This is a genomic window from Gilvimarinus sp. DA14, assembly GCF_024204685.1.
Classification (GTDB): Bacteria; Pseudomonadota; Gammaproteobacteria; order Pseudomonadales; family Cellvibrionaceae; genus Gilvimarinus.
The window spans coordinates 2,066,640-2,083,485 of record NZ_CP100350.1 but is presented as its reverse complement, the minus strand read 5'-3'; the positions used below and the strand labels follow the sequence as shown (position 1 = coordinate 2,083,485).

The 16,846-nt window shown below is 54.4% G+C and carries 16 protein-coding genes; 9 read left to right on the top strand and 7 right to left on the bottom strand.

Features of this window, described 5'->3' with window-relative positions:
- Positions 1 to 8: 8 nt before the first annotated feature.
- Genes NHM04_RS09180 through NHM04_RS09155 form a run of 6 tightly spaced genes read left to right on the top strand, consistent with a single transcriptional unit; the run spans position 9 to position 6,207 of the window.
- Positions 9 to 986 carry a MoxR family ATPase gene (locus NHM04_RS09180; RefSeq protein WP_254263497.1) on the top strand — a complete coding sequence of 326 codons (978 nt, stop codon included), beginning with the start codon at positions 9 to 11 and terminating at the stop codon, positions 984 to 986.
- A gap of 9 nt (positions 987 to 995) precedes the next feature.
- The gene (locus tag NHM04_RS09175) at positions 996 to 1,943 is read left to right on the top strand and encodes a DUF58 domain-containing protein (RefSeq protein WP_254263496.1); all 948 of its coding nucleotides are present in this window, start codon (positions 996 to 998) and stop codon (positions 1,941 to 1,943) included.
- 3 nt (positions 1,944 to 1,946) lie between these two features.
- Positions 1,947 to 2,426: a DUF4381 domain-containing protein gene (locus NHM04_RS09170; RefSeq protein WP_254263495.1), complete on the top strand. Its 480-nt coding sequence runs from the start codon at positions 1,947 to 1,949 to the stop codon at positions 2,424 to 2,426.
- Positions 2,423 to 3,412, top strand: a complete 990-nt coding sequence (locus tag NHM04_RS09165; protein WP_254263494.1) for a VWA domain-containing protein — start codon at positions 2,423 to 2,425, stop codon at positions 3,410 to 3,412. Before NHM04_RS09170 ends, NHM04_RS09165 begins: the two co-directional genes overlap by 4 nt.
- Positions 3,405 to 5,015, top strand: a complete 1,611-nt coding sequence (locus NHM04_RS09160) for a VWA domain-containing protein (protein ID WP_254263493.1) — start codon at positions 3,405 to 3,407, stop codon at positions 5,013 to 5,015. The genes NHM04_RS09165 and NHM04_RS09160 overlap by 8 nt, the downstream gene beginning before the upstream one ends.
- On the top strand, positions 5,008 to 6,207 hold the full coding sequence (locus NHM04_RS09155; RefSeq protein WP_254263492.1) for a hypothetical protein: 1,200 nt from the start codon (positions 5,008 to 5,010) through the stop codon (positions 6,205 to 6,207). Before NHM04_RS09160 ends, NHM04_RS09155 begins: the two co-directional genes overlap by 8 nt.
- A 19-nt stretch (positions 6,208 to 6,226) precedes the next feature.
- On the opposite strand, the gene NHM04_RS09150 is transcribed toward NHM04_RS09155, so the two are convergent.
- Positions 6,227 to 8,365 (bottom strand): methyl-accepting chemotaxis protein, encoded by a 2,139-nt coding sequence (locus NHM04_RS09150; protein ID WP_254263491.1) that lies wholly within the window; start codon positions 8,363 to 8,365, stop codon positions 6,227 to 6,229.
- Between the two features lie 119 nt (positions 8,366 to 8,484).
- Positions 8,485 to 9,369 carry a LysR substrate-binding domain-containing protein gene (locus NHM04_RS09145; protein WP_254263490.1) on the bottom strand — a complete coding sequence of 295 codons (885 nt, stop codon included), beginning with the start codon at positions 9,367 to 9,369 and terminating at the stop codon, positions 8,485 to 8,487.
- A gap of 104 nt (positions 9,370 to 9,473) precedes the next feature.
- Here NHM04_RS09145 and NHM04_RS09140 point away from each other — a divergent pair, with 104 nt between their 5' ends.
- Both NHM04_RS09140 and fghA read left to right on the top strand, forming a co-directional pair.
- On the top strand, positions 9,474 to 10,598 hold the full coding sequence (locus NHM04_RS09140) for an S-(hydroxymethyl)glutathione dehydrogenase/class III alcohol dehydrogenase (protein WP_254263489.1): 1,125 nt from the start codon (positions 9,474 to 9,476) through the stop codon (positions 10,596 to 10,598).
- A complete protein-coding gene (gene fghA, locus NHM04_RS09135) occupies positions 10,598 to 11,434 on the top strand; it encodes an S-formylglutathione hydrolase (protein WP_305881938.1) in 837 nt (278 codons plus the stop codon). Before NHM04_RS09140 ends, fghA begins: the two co-directional genes overlap by 1 nt.
- Here the strand turns inward: fghA and NHM04_RS09130 are convergent.
- The 3 genes from NHM04_RS09130 to NHM04_RS09120 all read right to left on the bottom strand — a co-directional run bounded on the left by NHM04_RS09130 (position 11,394) and on the right by NHM04_RS09120 (position 14,350).
- Positions 11,394 to 12,383, bottom strand: coding sequence for a GGDEF domain-containing protein (locus NHM04_RS09130; protein WP_254263488.1), 990 nt, complete (start codon positions 12,381 to 12,383; stop codon positions 11,394 to 11,396). The genes fghA and NHM04_RS09130 overlap by 41 nt on opposite strands.
- Positions 12,384 to 12,497: 114 nt before the next feature.
- Positions 12,498 to 13,217: an SIMPL domain-containing protein gene (locus NHM04_RS09125; protein WP_254263487.1), complete on the bottom strand. Its 720-nt coding sequence runs from the start codon at positions 13,215 to 13,217 to the stop codon at positions 12,498 to 12,500.
- Between the two features lie 50 nt (positions 13,218 to 13,267).
- A complete protein-coding gene (locus tag NHM04_RS09120; protein WP_254263486.1) occupies positions 13,268 to 14,350 on the bottom strand; it encodes an endonuclease/exonuclease/phosphatase family protein in 1,083 nt (360 codons plus the stop codon).
- A 202-nt stretch (positions 14,351 to 14,552) separates the two neighbouring features.
- Between NHM04_RS09120 and NHM04_RS09115 the strand changes: the two genes are divergently transcribed.
- Positions 14,553 to 15,344: an ABC transporter substrate-binding protein gene (locus NHM04_RS09115; RefSeq protein WP_254263485.1), complete on the top strand. Its 792-nt coding sequence runs from the start codon at positions 14,553 to 14,555 to the stop codon at positions 15,342 to 15,344.
- A gap of 11 nt (positions 15,345 to 15,355) precedes the next feature.
- Here the strand turns inward: NHM04_RS09115 and NHM04_RS09110 are convergent, their stop codons facing one another.
- Both NHM04_RS09110 and trmB read right to left on the bottom strand, forming a co-directional pair.
- The gene (locus tag NHM04_RS09110; RefSeq protein WP_254263484.1) at positions 15,356 to 16,111 is read right to left on the bottom strand and encodes a CPBP family intramembrane glutamic endopeptidase; all 756 of its coding nucleotides are present in this window, start codon (positions 16,109 to 16,111) and stop codon (positions 15,356 to 15,358) included.
- A gap of 36 nt (positions 16,112 to 16,147) precedes the next feature.
- A complete protein-coding gene (trmB, locus tag NHM04_RS09105) occupies positions 16,148 to 16,846 on the bottom strand; it encodes a tRNA (guanosine(46)-N7)-methyltransferase TrmB (protein ID WP_254263483.1) in 699 nt (232 codons plus the stop codon).

Sequence of the window (16,846 nt, the reverse complement as noted above, 5' to 3'; positions counted from 1 at the left end):
GAGTTGGTATGAATACACTGGAACAAGTAAAAGCACTAAAAACCCGTATCGCCGCCAGTATTATTGGCCAGGAAGAAGTCGTTGACCGTTTGCTGATTGGCCTGCTGGCCAATGGCAACCTGCTGATCGAAGGTCTGCCGGGGCTCGCTAAAACCCGCGCGATTAAAGCTTTGGCAAAAAACATGGTGAGCGAGTTCAGCCGGGTGCAATTCACCCCCGATCTGCTGCCCTCGGATATCACCGGTTCCGAGGTCTTCCACCAAACTCCCGCTGGCGGCGAGTTTCACTTTGACCCCGGTCCCATTTTCGCCAACATTGTTTTGGCCGATGAAATTAACCGCGCCCCGGCCAAAGTCCAGTCAGCGCTTTTGGAAGCCATGGAAGAGCGGCAGATAACGGTTAATGGAAAAAGCCACGCCATGGAGCCGCTGTTTATGGTGCTGGCCACGCAAAACCCGGTGGAGCAAGAGGGTACCTACCCATTGCCCGAGGCGCAGCTGGACCGCTTTTTAATGAAGGTTAATATCGACTACCCGAGCGTTGAAGACGAAGTTAAAGTGATAGAGTTGGTGCGCGGCGAGGAGCAACAAGCCCAGGGTACCAAGCCCCACAGTGAAACCGAATGCACCGAGCAAGAAGTTATTTTTGCCGCCCGCCGGGAAATAGCGGCGGTTAACGTCGACCCCGCCATGGCCCGCTATATGGCCGACTTGGTCTACGCCACCCGCACCCCCGAAAAGTACGACGCCGAGCTTGCCGGTTGGATTGAAATTGGTGTTTCGCCGCGCGCTTCCATCTCACTGGATAAATGCGCCCGCACCCAGGCCTGGTTAAATGGCCGCGCCGATGTGCTCCCGGAAGATGTTCGCGCCATTGCCAAAGACGTCATGCGCCACCGTTTGGCCCTGAGTTATCAAGCTCAGGGGGCAGGGCTGGACGCCGACGGCGTGATCGACAAAATTATCGAGCTGGTCGCCTTACCTTAGGGGCGTAGTATGAAGCCGACAGGGAATGACGCCACAGGCTCACACGATTCGCGCATCTACACCGACTTTGTGCACTTAAAGGGTTTGCAAAGACGGGCGCGCAAACTCAACTTTCTGCCCCGCCACAACAGTAAAAGCATTTTGTCCGGGCGCCATGGATCGCGGATGCGCGGGCGGGGATTAAGTTTTGAAGAGCTGCGCGATTATCGGGTCGGCGACGATATCCGTACCATAGACTGGCGCGTGACGGCACGCACGGGCAAACCCCATGTGCGTGTTTACGCCGAAGAAAAAGACCGCTCGGCCCTGCTGATTGTGGACCAGCGCATGAGTATGTTTTTTGGCTCGACCCACAATATGAAATCCGTCACCGCCAGCGAGGCCGCCGCGCTTTGCGCTTACGGCATTTTCGAGCGCGGTGATCGGGTGGGGGCGGTACTGTTTAACGACGAGCAGGTTCACGCCTATAAACCCAGCAAACGCGCCCGCTCGCTGGAGCAAATCGTGCGCGCACTGGCCGACTGTAATCTGGCCCTTAACTGCGACCTTCCGGTTTCCCAACCCATGCATTTAAACCTGCCGCTTAAAACGGCGGCAGAATGTGCCGGCCACGATCAGCTGATTATCGTGATCAGCGATTTTGACGAGGTGGATGAACAAACCGAGGTGTATCTGGGCGAGCTTTGCGCTCACAATGATGTGGTACTGGTGCAGGTAGTGGACCCCATGGCCCGCGAGCTGCCAGCGGACATGCAAATGGTGGTGAGCGACGGTCGCCTGCAAATGACCCTGGATACCAGCCAGCGTCAAACCCACGCCAAATTGCAGGCGAGCTTTAGCGAACGGGTAGAAAAAATCGGCCACTGGCGTGAGCGCATGAAATTATCGGTTATGGAGCTGAGCACCGCCGAAGATACCTTTATGCAAATGGCCGAGGCCCTGGCGGTGCGGAGATAAATAATGAGTGACGGGGCCATGGATAACAGTGATTTAGAAGGGCTGGAAATCTATCAGCTGTTCGAATTGATGGAACCGCTGGAGCCCGCCGAACCTGTCTCGATGATTCCTCAGGGACCGGGTTGGTGGGTTTTGCTGGGCGTTGTCTTACTGGTGTTGACTGTGATGATGGGGCGGCACTATTACCGCCGTTATCAAAACCGCTATCGCCTGTACGCCATTGCCGAGGTCCAGGCGCTGAGTGATGATTACAGCCCGCTCGATATCAGCTCGATTCTCAAGCGCTGCCTTTTGTCTCATACGCCGCGCAATGAAGTGGCGTCCCTCACAGGGGATTCATGGTGTGAGTATTTAAACGCTCGGGCCGATCATCAAGTGACCTTTACCAATTTCTATCGTTTGCGCGACAGCGACGAGTTTGATCCTCAGGCACTTAAGCAGCAGGCTATTTATTGGCTGCAAAACTACAAGGCGGTGCCATGATTGTCTTTAAGCATCTGTGGCTGCTGGCACTTTTACCTTTGCCATTATTGGTGTACTGGCTTTTACCCGCGCTGCGCCAGCGCGCTCTGGCGATACGCATTCCGTTTTTTAATCTGGCCGCCGAGGTTTCCGGTGCGCGGGTAGGGGCGGGCAGCCAGGTGTTTGGTAAGCCTTTGTGGGATATTGTTGCGGGATTGCTGATCTGGGGCTTGCTGGTGTTGGCTTTGGCCGAACCGGTAAAGTTGGGGGCGCCTGTTCAGGAAAAAGTGATTAGCCGCGATATTATGCTCGCAATTGATTTATCCGGCTCCATGGATGAGCAGGATTTTCCCGATGCCAGCGGCGTAAAAATACAGCGTTTGCAGGCCGTCAAAAATGTGGTGTCGCAATACATACGCGAGCGCAGCGAAGATCGCATTGGGTTGATTGTGTTCGGTACCCGCGCCTATCTGCAGGTGCCCTTTACTCAGGATTTGGCCAGCGCAGAAGAAATTTTGCGCGAGTCGGCGGTTTCTATTGCCGGGCCACATACCGCCATTGGCGATGCTATTGGCTTGGCCATCAAACACTTTGAATCCTCCCAGGTAGAAGACCGGGTGTTAATTTTACTGACCGACGGCGCCGATACCGGCTCGCGAATGTCGCCCTTAAATGCTGCGCATATTGCCGCCGAAGACGGAGTGAAAATTTTCACCATCGGTATCGGTGACGAAAACGGTGAAGGCCAGTACCGGGTAGACTTTGACACCTTGCGCAAAATTGCCAAGATTACCGACGCGGCTTTCTATTCGGCCCAGGACGCTGATGCCCTGAGCCAGGTGTATGCCGAAATTGATCAGGTTGCCGCGACCACCAGCGAAAAACCTGTGCAACGCAGCGAGCAGGCATTACTCGTTTACCCACTGGTAGCGGCTCTGGGGATGTTCATTCTGTCGTTTTTCATCAGTTTTATTCGTGTGCTGATGCTGGAGCGCAATCATGTTTGATTTCCATTTTTTGCGTCCCGCCTTATTGCTGGCGTTGCCCATACTGGCACTGCTTTATTGGGCTTTGCGCCGTCGCTTGATCAGCAAAGCCAACTGGCAAAAGACCATTGCGCCGCATTTGGTTAAAGCATTAACTCCACGCCAGAGCTTACTCGATAAGTTCAAGCCGGTAGACTTGGTGGCGGTAATCGCTTTTCTATTAGTGTTCGCCGCCGCTGGCCCAGCCTGGTACAAAGCGGTTGACGACACCGAGCAGTCACCGCCGGTGGTCTTGGTGCTCAAGCTGGGGCAGACCATGATGGCCAACGACCTTCAACCCAACCGTCTGACCCGGGCCAAACAAAAGATTACCGATTTACTCTCGTTTCGCGCGGGGGCCAAAACCGCACTGATTGTCTACGCCGACAGCAGTCATAAAGTTTTGCCCATGACCGAAGACAATCGCGTTTTCCAGCCGTTTGTCGAAGCTTTGAGCCCGGACATTATGCCCAATAACACTTCGCTGGGCGCCGACGACGCGGCCGCCGCCATTGAGCTGGCCGCGAAGGAGGTTGAGCGCGCCGGTGAGGGCGTAGTGATTTTAATGGCCGATAACCTTCAGCCGGGCGAGGTAGAGAAATTAAAACAGAGTGAGACACCTTTTATCTGGTGGCAGTTTGCGACCGAACAGGGCGGGGTTATTGTCAGTGACAGTGGCGCTTATCAGAGTGATGACAGTGGCCAGGCGTTGAACTTCGCGCTCAACCCGACTATTGCGGCCGAGCTGGATCAAGTGATTACACAAAAGGTTACGCTCAATAATCAGGATTTATTGGCGCTGGATAACGCTGTGCGCGAGTTGCAGCGCGAGGCCTTGCGCAATAACCCTAACGCCCCCTATCAAGATATGGCTTGGTATTTTATCTGGCCGGTGTTGGGGTTGATGGCGCTGTGGTTTCGCAAAGGTTTTACCTCCACCGGTGCTCAGATTGGCTCGCGCGGCGCGGCTTCAGTGCTGGGGGTGTTGTTTCTGGGGTTTGCCATGCAGCCGCAAACAGCGCGCGCCGATGTTCTGGATTGGTTTGTTACTCCCGATCAGCAGGGCTATTGGCAGTTTCAGAAAAATCATTTTGAGCGGGCAGCACAGAAGTTTGAAAACCCTATGTGGAAAGCCACCGCCCTTTATGAAGAGGGGAAATACAATCAAGCCGCCACTTTATTTGCGACCATTGGCACGGTTGAGGCTATGTATAACCGCGCCAATGCGCTGCTAAAAGCCCACCAATATTACGGCGCCGTGGCCGCCTACCAGCAGGTGTTAAAAGAACAGCCCGGTTATGCCAAGGCCGAGCGCAACCTCGCCATCACTCAGGCGATTATTCAGGAGTTGATTGATGCCGGCGAGAATATTGATGCCGAGCAGAGTATCTCGCTGGAGGTAGACGATAGACAGGCCAAGCCCGAGGAGCAAACGGGTAAGTCGCAGCAGTATCAGGTGGGCGATACCCTGTCGGAAGATGCGCGGGAAAAGTGGATGCGCAGTGTAGACTCGGATATGAGTGATTTTCTCTCGGCCAAGTTTGCCAACGAGGCGAATAATCCGGTAGGTGACGCTAATGAATAGATGGCTTTTGTCCCTATTGCTCGGATTTTTCTGCTTGTCTGCGCTGGCTGAACCCAGGGTGAGCTCATCGGTAAAAAACGAACAGGTTATGGTCGGGCAGCTGAACACTCTCTCGGTCAAGGTATTGGTGCCTACCTGGTTTACCCAGTCGGTTTATTTTGATGAGGTCGAGGCGGTCAATATTATCAGTCTCGCGGGCAATAAAAGTTCTTATCCGGTATCGGAAAGTGTTAACGGTCAAACCTGGTCTGGTATTGTCAAAGACTATACGGTGGTGCCCATGACGGCGGGCAGTTTTACCTTAAACTTTCCGACGTTAAAGTTGCACTATAGTGGCGATGATGGAAAGCCGCAGAACCTTGAGGTGACTCCCCCGCCGGTGACTTTTAATGCTTTTGTTCCTCCTGCGGCGCAAAGTTTGCAGCCGTTGATTATTGCCGAGGATATTACCTTCGAGCAATCGTTCAGCGCACCGGATCAGTTAACGGTGGGCGATAGTGTGAGTCGCTCGTTAACCGTGCGCGTCAGCGGCAGTTCATCCTTGTTTTTGCCGCCCTTGCTTAAGGCGTTGGAAGATGAGTCAGTGTCGTCTTATCAGCAGAGCCCGGTGAGTCAAGATGAAGTCGAAGGCGACTGGGTTAACGGCGTGCGCACCGAGCAACAGGATGTTCTGGTTAAAGCCTCGGGGCGGGTTCCATTTGCCGATATAGCGCTGCGCTACTATCAACCCAGTTCTGGCGAGATAGTTGAAGTGGTTGCCGAGGGCACCGTGTTTGAGGCTGCCAAGCCCCCGGCCACGGCACTGCAAAAACTCTTTTACGCTGTGCTGGCGCTGGTGGGATTACTGGTTTTGGCGCTGCTGGGCCTATGGCTGAGAAAACAATATAACGCCTATTTGCAAACCGAGCCGGCGCGCTTTCGACGCGCCCGCCACGCTCTGGCAAAACCCGAGCGCGCCAGCGAACAAGCTTTACACCAATGGCATCATTGCTGGCCCGTCCAGTACCGAGACCAACATCAACGGCAAAAAGAGTTTAGCGCCTTAATGCTGGCGTTGGAGCAGCAAATCTATCTTCCCCGAGCCAAGGTTCAGTCCAACACCGATTTGGTTGCCCAGCTGGACGCTTATCGCCGCGCCTTGCAGCAGATGCAAGCGCGCAAGCATACACAGCTGCAACCGCTAAACCCTTAATGGGTTTTCATTTCGCGCCTTAAGTGCGCAGCGACGCTAGCTGTTCGTCCAGCTGCTGCATAACACTTTCCAGCTCTATCCCGGCCTGATCCGATTCGGCGGTCATGCTCGCCAGGCGATTGGCGGCATCGCCAATAATGGTCAGGTTGCGGCTAATTTCTTCACTTACCGCGCTTTGCTCTTCGGCAGCGGTGGCGACCTGGGTGATGTTATCGGCAATGGCGTTGACATCTTCCACCACGGTTTTCAGTGAGCGGTAAGATTCCTGGGTATTGAGCTTGGTGTCTTCAGCTTTTTCGTTGCTGCTGGCAATAATCGACACCGAGCGCGCCACGCCCTCTTTCAAATTGGAAATCAAATCGTTAATTTCATTGGTGCTGTCCTGGGTTTTACTGGCCAGGCTGCGAACCTCGTCGGCCACCACCGCAAAGCCGCGTCCCTGCTCGCCCGCGCGCGCCGCCTCGATGGCGGCGTTTAATGCCAGCAGGTTAGTCTGCTCGGCAATCGCGCGAATCACATCCAAAATGCGGTTGATGTCTTCGGTGCGGTCGGATACTTCGCGGATACTGTCACTGGCCGACAGCATATCCTCGGTTAATGCCTCTACCTGAGTCACCGAATTGGCCAGCGATTCGCGCGAGCGTTTTACCGTGTCCAGCGAGCTGGTAGCGTTGCTGGCAACATCGGCGGCCAGTTGCGACACGCTGGCGGCGGTTTGCGACATTTCATTGGTGGCGGTTACCACGCTGTCGATTTCGCGCTGCTGCTCGCCAGTGGCTTCGGCGGCGCGGGCGTTAATGGTTTTGATTTGTGCGGCGGAGTGTTTGGCGTTAGTGCCGATATTTTTCAGCTCCAAAACCATATGCCGCAGCTTGGCGATAAAGTCGTTAAACCCGCTGCTCAGCGACATCAGCTCGGCGTGGGTTTGCATATTAATATTGGCGCTCAGGTCGCCGTCTTGACTGGCGAGGTTGTGAACCCGCTCGTCCAGCTGACGGATGGGGCTCACGATTGAGCGCACCAGTAACAGCAGTACGAACATAATTATCGCCGTACTGATCAGTGCGATAATAATTTCGGTGCTGAGCAGGCTGGCGACATTGTTGTCAATGGTTGAGGTAAGAGTGTCTGTGGAGGCGAGCACAATCTCTTCCGGCAGCTCGAGCAGCAGTGACCAGGTAGTGCCTGACGCCTCAATGGTTAGCGGATGGGCGACAAAGTAGGTGCCGTCCTGATGTATAAAAGCGTCGCGCTGTTGGTGAAGCTGGGTAAGCTGGTTGCCCAGGGTGTCGCGGGCCTCTTTCAGAGGGCGGGTCAGGTGCTCGGTGTACTCGCTCGAGCCCACAATCAGACCTTTTTCGCTCAATAGAGTGACGCGGCTTTTACCCCTGTAGAGTTCCTGTTGCAGCTCGTCGATCAACGATTGAATTACGGGTAGGTTCACATCAATACCCACCACCCCGCGAAAATTGCCGTCCACCATAACCGGGCTGGTAAGGCTGGTCATCAGCTCGCTGTAGCCTTCGCGGATTTCGTAAAAGTAGGGTTCGAGCATACAGGCGCGGCCCTTGTCTTTGGAGCAGAGAAACCACTCGGCTTCGCGCTGGCCAAACTCACCCGTGTCATCCAAGTATTTTTCGCTGGCGTCCAGCACGCGTTCCTGGACCAACTGACCGTTTTCATCGCGTATCCAGTAAATTTCCAGGCTGCCGGTGTCGGGTACCGAGTGAATGGCATCGCTGCCCAGGTATTCGCCGTCTAGGCCATCGTAGGCATTGGCTTCAAACTGGGCGTAAAGGGCACTAATGTCCGGGTGACTGGCGAGGGTTGACGCGACCAGCTGGTTTATCTGCGCGCGATTAAGTTCCGTCTCATTCTGGCCTTCGCGGTTGATCGCGTTGGCGGCCAGAGTGCTGGCGAGGGTGTCGGATACACGAAACAGACTGTTCAGGTAGCCTGAAATGGCGTTGCCCAAGCGCGCGCCCTCACTTTCCAGACGGCCGAGAACTTCCGTCTCCATGGTGTCTTGGGTTTGCTCCACCAGCTGAGTTTTCATGCTGTTTAAGCTGTAAGTAAGCTGAGCCACTAACAGTACCAGTAGCACAATAAACGCGATCGCAATCACGCTCAGCAGTTTGGATTTCAACGAGCGGAACATGGTTTTCTCCGGCAGTCCTTTAATTGAACAGAGTATAGTTGAATCTGACGACTATTCTGGTTTCCGGAAACACCCGGATAATGAGTTATCGGACGCCGCAGCAATAGATTGAGGAAAATTTACCCGCCCAGCAGCGGAGGCAGCTGCGTCTCTAGGTGATGTACCAACAGGCGTACCTTGGGTGAGAGGCGGCGGGTGGGAGGGTAGAGCGCCCAAATACCTTCGCGTTCGGGGGCGTAGGTTTGCAGTAAGGGCACCAGCTTACCCGCGTCCAGGTCGGCGCGCAGATAGTAGTCCGGTAGCTGCACCAGCCCCAGGCCTTTGCGCGCGGCATCCAGCAGGCTGGGGCCGCTGTTACAGCGCAGGCTGCCGCTGACCCGGATGGTGCGGGCGCGGCCATTGTCGCGAAAGCGCCAGTAATCCAAGGTGCCCAGCAGGCAGTTGTGCTCGCTAAGTTCGTTTAACGTGTGAGGCTGCCCGGCTCGGGCCAGGTATTGCGGGGCGGCGCAAACAATCGGCGCTCGCTCGCCCAGGCGCCGGGCAATCAGGCGGCTGTCCTCCAGCGGGCCCAGGCGTACCGCCAAATCCAGCGCCTCATCCATAATATCCAGACGTTGGTTAGTCAGTTTAAGGTCCACCCGCAGTTTGGGATGCTGGCGGGCGAAGTCGTTCACCAGCGGGGCAATGTAGGTATCGCCAAAAGAGACCGGAGCCGTCATGCGCAGCGCGCCGGTGGGGCTGGATTGTAAATCGTCCAGGGCATTTTCGGCGCCTGCCAGAGCATCCAGAATTTGCCGACAGTGCTGGTAAAACACCTGGCCCTCTTCGGTCAGGCTGACTTTGCGGGTGGTGCGATTGAGCAGGCGGGTGTTCATGCGCGCTTCGCGCGCCTTTATGCGTCGGCTTACATGGGCAATCGACAGCCCCAGCTTATCCGCGGCGGCGGTAAAGCTGCCGCCTTCGGCGACGGCGACAAATTCGTTAATACCTTCCCAGTTAATCACTATTATTACTCTGTGGTAAAAATGTTTTGCATATTGGCTCTATTATTACCTTGGCGGTGCTAAATACAATAGCCCCATACGCAAAAAACATTGGAGAAACTGTGATGATTAAGTCAAAAGCCGCTGTCGCCTGGGGTCCGGGCCAACCACTCAGCATTGAAGAAGTCGATGTTATGCCGCCCAAGGCCGGCGAGGTTTTGGTGCGCGTGATCGCCTCGGGTGTTTGTCACACCGACGCCTTTACCCTGTCAGGGGATGACCCGGAGGGCAACTGGCCCGCTATTTTGGGCCACGAAGGCGGCGGTATTGTCGAGCAGGTGGGCGAGGGCGTCACCAGCGTACGGGTGGGTGATCATGTGATTCCGCTATACACCCCCGAGTGTGGTGAGTGTAAGTTTTGTACCTCGGGCAAAACCAATCTGTGTCAGAAAATTCGCGAGACTCAGGGTAAGGGTTTGATGCCCGACGGCACCACCCGTTTTTACAAAGATGGCGAGCCTATCTATCACTATATGGGTTGTTCGACTTTCTCTGAGTACACGGTATTACCCGAAATTTCTCTGGCTAAGGTGAACAAGTCTGCGCCGCTGGAAGAAGTGTGTCTGCTCGGTTGCGGTGTGACCACGGGCATGGGCGCGGTGCTCAATACCGCGAAAGTGCAAAAGGGCGACACCGTAGCGATTTTCGGTTTGGGTGGTATTGGTCTGTCGGCCATTATCGGGGCGGCCATGGCAGGTGCCGGACGTATTCTGGCGATTGATATCAACGAGAAAAAGTTCGAGCTGGCCAAGCAGCTGGGGGCAACCGATTGCATTAACCCTAAAAACTACGACAAACCGATTCAAGAGGTTATTGTCGAGCTAACCGACGGCGGGGTGGACTACTCGTTTGAGTGTATCGGCAATGTGGATGTAATGCGCTCGGCGCTTGAGTGCTGCCACAAGGGCTGGGGCGAGTCGGTCATTATTGGCGTTGCCGGGGCCGGGCAGGAAATCAGCACCCGGCCGTTTCAGTTAGTGACCGGCCGAGTCTGGCGAGGCACGGCCTTTGGCGGTGTAAAAGGTCGCAGCGAGCTGCCGGGCATTGTCGAAGATTACCTGGCGGGCAAATTTAAGCTGAGTGACTTTATTACCCACACCATGCCTCTGGATGATATTAATGAGGCCTTCGAATTGATGCACGAGGGCGAGAGCATTCGCTCGGTGATTCACTTCCAACAGGAGGCTTAATGAACATCGAACCGATCAGCAGCAATAAGTGTTTTGGTGGTTGGCACAAACGCTACAGCCATCAGTCCAGTGTGCTGAATTGCACCATGGAGTTTGCGGTTTATCTGCCGCCGGTGGTGTCCGAGGGTAAGAGTGTGCCGGTAGTCTACTGGCTCTCTGGTCTTACCTGCACCGACGAAAATTTTATGCAAAAGGCCGGTGCCCAGCGTATAGCCGCCGAGCTGGGGGTGGCGCTGGTCGCCCCCGATACCAGCCCCCGAGGGGAGGGCGTCGTGGACGATGCCGACGGCGCTTACGATTTAGGTTTGGGGGCGGGATTTTACGTCAATGCCACCGCCGAGCCCTGGGCGCGTCACTATCAAATGTACGACTATGTGGTGAAAGAGCTGCCCGAGTTAATCGAGCAGTATTTTCCCGTCACCCAACAGCGTGCAATCAGTGGTCACTCCATGGGTGGGCATGGCGCCTTGACTGTGGCTTTGCAAAACCCCGGACGCTACAGTTCGGTAACGGCGTTCAGTCCCATCAGCAATCCCGTTGATTGCCCCTGGGGTAAAAAAGCGTTTAGCGCGTATCTGGGATCGGATGAAAACTTGTGGCGAGAGTATGATGCCAGTGTGTTAATGGCAAAGGGGGGTAATGTTCCGGCATTGGTTGATCAGGGCGATGCCGATAATTTTTTACAGGAACAATTAAAACCCGAGGCCTTGCAAAAGGCGGCGGATAAAAGCGGGTACCCGCTTGAGTTACGGCTGCAGCCAGGCTACGACCACAGTTATTATTTCATCGCCAGTTTTATAGAAGAGCATCTGCGTTTTCACGCTCGCCACTGGTAGTGCCGGGCGCGGGGCGCACACAATTGCGCCCCGCGCTCTTGGCCTTATAAAGCTCCGCGTCGGCACGTTTAATCAGTTCTTGCCAGTTTTCCTCCAGCTGTTTTTGCGCGCAACCAATGGATGCCGTAACACTTAGCTGCTGTTGTATTTGTTGGCGCAAGCTATCGGCCAGAAGGCTGGCGCCGGGCAGGTCTGTATTGTGAAGTAAAATCAAGAATTCCTCGCCGCCGTAGCGAAACACCTCATCACTGCCTGAGCGCAGACGAGAGTGAATAAGTTGCGATACAGACTGCAAGGTATGATCTCCGACTTCATGTCCGTGTTGATCGTTAATCGCTTTAAAGTGATCCAAATCCAGTAGCAACACCGAGCAAACGGGCTCGTGGGGTTGTTCGCTAAGGCGACTAAACAGTTTGCGTCGGTTGCCTATCCCGGTCAGCGTATCAAGGTGGGCCCATTGCTCCAACTGGTGGTGTTGATCATCAGTCTTCCAAGCGAAAATACCGGAAAAAGCACATACCAATACCCAGGAAACTAACATATCGACAAACTCTAACTGCTGCGAAAAATATACGGATAAAGGCAGCAGCACTATGCCGGCAAATAGGTTGAGTGCCCCGGCCTGGCGCAGCGGTAGGAGAAAAAAGTTGGCAATAGCGATAGGGTAAAGCCAGTAAATCATAGGCTGTGGGTTTAGATAGGACATGCCCAGGCCGGCCAGCGTGTAGAAACAAGCACAGATAAAATTAGTGAGTGAAGACTGCCCTTTGACTAGTTGATGCCACAGCGCATACGTAATACCTAGAACTATTGCTGTATCCAGTGCTGCAATTAACCACTGGTCGGATAGGGCTCGGACTACAGCCAAAATGGAAATGGCCAGAATCGCACAGCAGGACAATAAAATTGCCATAGTCTGGCGAAACTCTTCCCGCAGTTTTCTAATCATAGACGAGCCGCTGTGTTAGGGGATTGCCCAAGTATTGTAAGGGCCTAAGTAAACATAGCAGTGAAGCACAAGGCGGGCAATTTAAGGCCCGGTTAAACCGGGCCACACAGCAGATTAGGGATCAATTTGGAAAATAACGTTGATGTGCTTTTCCAGGGTTATGGACTGGGGGGCGAAGAGTTCAAAGCGGCCGCCGCCAGCACGGTCGTACTGAGCCTCACTCATGGCAAACTTGGCCATGGGCTGGTTGAAGTCTCCCGCCTGACTGATGGCGTAAACGCTGCTTATTTCCACGCCGAGGCCATGGGCCATCTCTTCGGCACGTCGCCTTGCGTCTTTACCCGCCTTGGCGGTCAATTCACGGGTGAGCTTGTCGCGTTCGCTGACATCAAACTCGGCGTTTAAGCGCTCAGTGTTGGGCATGCGCAAAAGTTCATTAACAATGTTTTCGTAGGTGTCCATGCCTTTGATGTGAAGAATAAATCTCTGGCTAACCTCGTAGCCGGTAATTTTCAAAAGGCCGCTGGCGGGATCACGCTCGCGGCGTGTTTGCTTATCGATGGCCCAGGATTCTATATCCTTGTGGCTCATACCGTTTTTCTTTGCTATTGCAACGACATTGGCCGCTCTTTGGGTGACGGTGTCAACAGCGCTGTCAGCTTTTTGCTCGGTAGCACTAATTTGAAATTGCAGGGTGACAATATCTGGTGCGACATCGGTTTTTGCTTCGCCGGTAACGCTAATATGGGGGAAATCTGGCATGGTTTGGGCTCCACAGGTGGCGGCGGTCAATACCAACATCAAACTTAAACAAAGGTGGTGAATTGTGCGCATAAATATCAAACTCCTTGAAAGGTCGCGTATTGGATTGCCTCGCTTACGGGTTAGTTCCCGGGTTTCGGTACATCGGCGGGGCTGACGGACTCGCTTTTTAGTTTGTCCCGGGCCAATTCTAGCTCTTCCTGGTCAGCGCTGGGGGCATCTTGTTGCTCACGAGCGCTTGGCGTCAACGCAAGCTCGGTAAACAGGGCGAAATGATCCGAGCCGAAGGGCTTAAGCCGAAACATCCGCACTAGCGAAAAATGGTCCGAGTGAAAAATATGATCCAGCGGCCAGCGCAGCAATTTGTAGTTGGCGTGGAAGGTGTTGAACATGCCGCGGCCAATGCGCGGGTCAAGTAAACCACTTACAGTACGAAACGCGCGGGTGGTAATCGACCAGGCGACATCGTTCAGGTCGCCCGTGACGATTACAGGTCCTTGGTAGCCGCGCAGCTTTCTCGCGACCACTAATAATTCCGCATCGCGCTCTGAGGATTCGCTGTTTTCGGTGGGGCTGGGTGGCGCTGGGTGCAGAAAATGACAGCGGACCCGGTGACCATCTGCGAGTTCGACTTGAGCGTGCACCGAAGGCTTGTCTTCCTCTACTAGATATTCTAATCGCGCATCGTGTAGAGGCAGACGTGAGTAGACGTGCATACCGTAAAGGTTATCCAACGGACATTTAACCGTGTAGGGATAGTCGGGCTCTAGCGAATCCAGTTGCTGTTGCCACCATAAGTCTGACTCCAGGGTTACTACAATGTCAGGGCGGTGCTCGCGGATTTGCTCCAATAACTTCTCGGCCTGTCGGTTGGGAGTGAGCACATTGGCGGTAAGCAGTTTAATGGTCGGATGTTTGTCTTGCTCACCGGCGAGTCTCACCTCCGTCGATGCCAGGCGAGTGTAGGGGATAATCCACCACAGCTGTCTCGCCAGTCCCGCAGCCGCCAAGGTGAGCAACAGCCAAGTGGAGCCGCTGCTTAGCGGTAGGGTGAACAGCTCGACGGCGATTAACCCCGCCCACAGACAGGCTATTTGTAATCGAGGGAAATCCAGCACGCGTATGGGCCAATAGGGGAGCTTAAGCAGAGGTATGAGGGTTGCCAGCAGTAAGACCAGAGTAAGAACAGAGAAAAAAGTTAACATTCGTGTAATCAAGTCCTGGTTGATTTTGCCGATGCACTTATTTGTGCTGCAAAATGTTGTAAATATTACTTAGAATAAAAGTACAGGTTGCTGTCCAGAGCAATTTTTTATCTCTGATAGCGGTAAAAGCTGCTTCGCAGTGGGTTTATTCAAGAATCGTGCTCGTTTTGCGCGCACAGCAATGTCACCAGGGTTGGAGACTATGAAAGTATTACCGCTGCGCGCCGGTAGGCGCTCGCTCATCGTACTGTTGCTGTTTTGCTTTAGCCCTTGGTTACGGGCGCAATCCATTACTCTGGTGGCGGACTATTGGTGCCCCTACAACTGCGAGCCGGGCAGCGAGGCGCCGGGCTTTATGATAGAAATTGCCGAGGGCGCTTTTGCGGCCCATGGAGTTAAAGTCGACTACCGGGTAATGCCCTGGCTGCGCGCCTTGCACGCAGTGCAGAAGGGGGCGTTGGACGGAGTGATTGGCGCCTCTAAAATAGAAGCACCGGGGTTTGTGTTTCCAGCCATGGCTCAGGGGAGAATGCGCAACGGCTTTTGGGTTGCGGCACCCAACCCCTGGACTTACTCAGGGGTGGAATCATTGCAGAATGTGCGCTTGGGTGTGATTGGCGGTTACAGTTATGGTGAGGAAATAGAAGCCTATATTCAAGATCCCGCCAATGCGGCTCAGGTTACTGTGCTCTCTGGAGAAGATCCGTTGCTGCGCGGCGCGAGTATGTTGCTGCGAAACCGTCTCGATGTACTGCTGGAAGACGAACAAGTGATGCGTCATTGGATGGCGGAACACAATTTCCAGTCCCGGTTTTCACTTGCGGGAAGCGCCCGCAATAGTGATATTTTCAGTCAGGTGTATGTGGCATTTTCGCCTGCCGGAGAAAAGTCCGCGATCTACGCTCAATGGCTTACCGACTATATGGAAAAAGCTCGCCGCTCCGGTGAGCTCGCGGCCATTTTGCAAAAATACGGGATCAGCGACTGGCAGTGATTGCCCTGCGCCTAGGGGTAGCTGAGTAGGGTAAAGTGCAGTGCATTGACCGCAAAGTGACAGGTCAAGGCGGCGCTGAATCGCTTGCTGTAGCTGTAAACCAACGCATAGATAAGCCCGGCTACGCCGATCAAACTTGCAGCTTTTAAATTCGCAGGGTTGTGCGCAATCACAAACAGTAAAGTCGTTGCTGCCACGGCCAATGTTTGCGAGCCAGTAATGCGCTGCAGAGGTCGTTGTATTGCCAGCCTGAAGAAGGCCTCTTCGGCTAATACCGTTGCACCCAGATTGACTGCAAAAAAATACAGTGTGCCGTGCGGCCATTTGGGCAGCCACTCATAACCGAACAGCAAATGGGCAACAAGCACAAGAGAGAGGCCTGCCGCGAGGCCGATTATCACGCTGCGTTGCCAGGGCTGACACCGCTCTTGTTGCCAGAGCCACGTCAGCAGCAAATAACCAGTCAGCATTTTGCCGACATTCAAAAACAAATCAAAATCGAGTTCGCTGTAGTGGTGTATCAGCGGATAATGGAATTGTTCGGGCCGATAGGTCGCGACGAAAAAAGGAATGCATAAACACACTGACCATAAGCCTGTGGCGCTAGGGCCATTCAGCCTCTGCAAGCCGTAGAGCAAGGGGATGAGAATGATTAAACCCATCAGGCAGAGCAGGGGTAAAATCCCACAAGCCCAACCTGCTATTGCCACGAGCGCGAGGGCGCTGCTTGCCGCAACAGCATAAGTAAGGGGCAGGGGGGAGCACACAATCCTTGGCATGTTCAGCTCTTGCGGCTTCAGCGTTTAAATTTTCTTATAGACAAGGTCCCAAACGCCGTGGCCGAGGCGTTCGCCGCGTTTTTCAAACTTGGTGATGGGGCGGTATTCGGGTCTGGGTGAATAGCCGCCATCGCTCTGGGTGTTGCGGTAGCCCTCGGCGGCGTCCATTACCTCTTTCATGTGTTCGGCATAATTTTCCCAATCGGTGGCCAGGTGCAATACCCCGCCGGGGGCTAGCTTGCGGCGAATGCGTTGTACAAATTCGGGCTGCACAATACGGCGCTTGTGGTGCTTTTTCTTGTGCCATGGGTCGGGAAAATAAATCTGCAGACGGCTGATGCTGTTATCGGCGATGCAGTCATCCAATACATCCGTGGCGTCGGCCATATACACACGCAGGTTGTCTACTTCATTCTGCGCCGCGGTGTAAATCAGCCGGCCCACGCCCGGTGGATGTACTTCAATACCGATAAAGTCTTTTTCCGGCTCATTTATAGCCATTTCCCGCAGCGAGTCGCCCATGCCGAAACCAATCTCCAGCACTAACGGCGCTTGGCGATCGAAGGCCTGTTCGGGATTCAGCGGGCCGTCAAACAGGCTTAATCCATATTTGGGCCAGTGCGCTTCAAACGCTTTGCGCTGCCCCTCGGTCATGCGCCCGGCGCGGATGACAAAGCTGCGTATGGACTTTTTCTTGTACTCGGGACGAAACTCTTCGTTCAT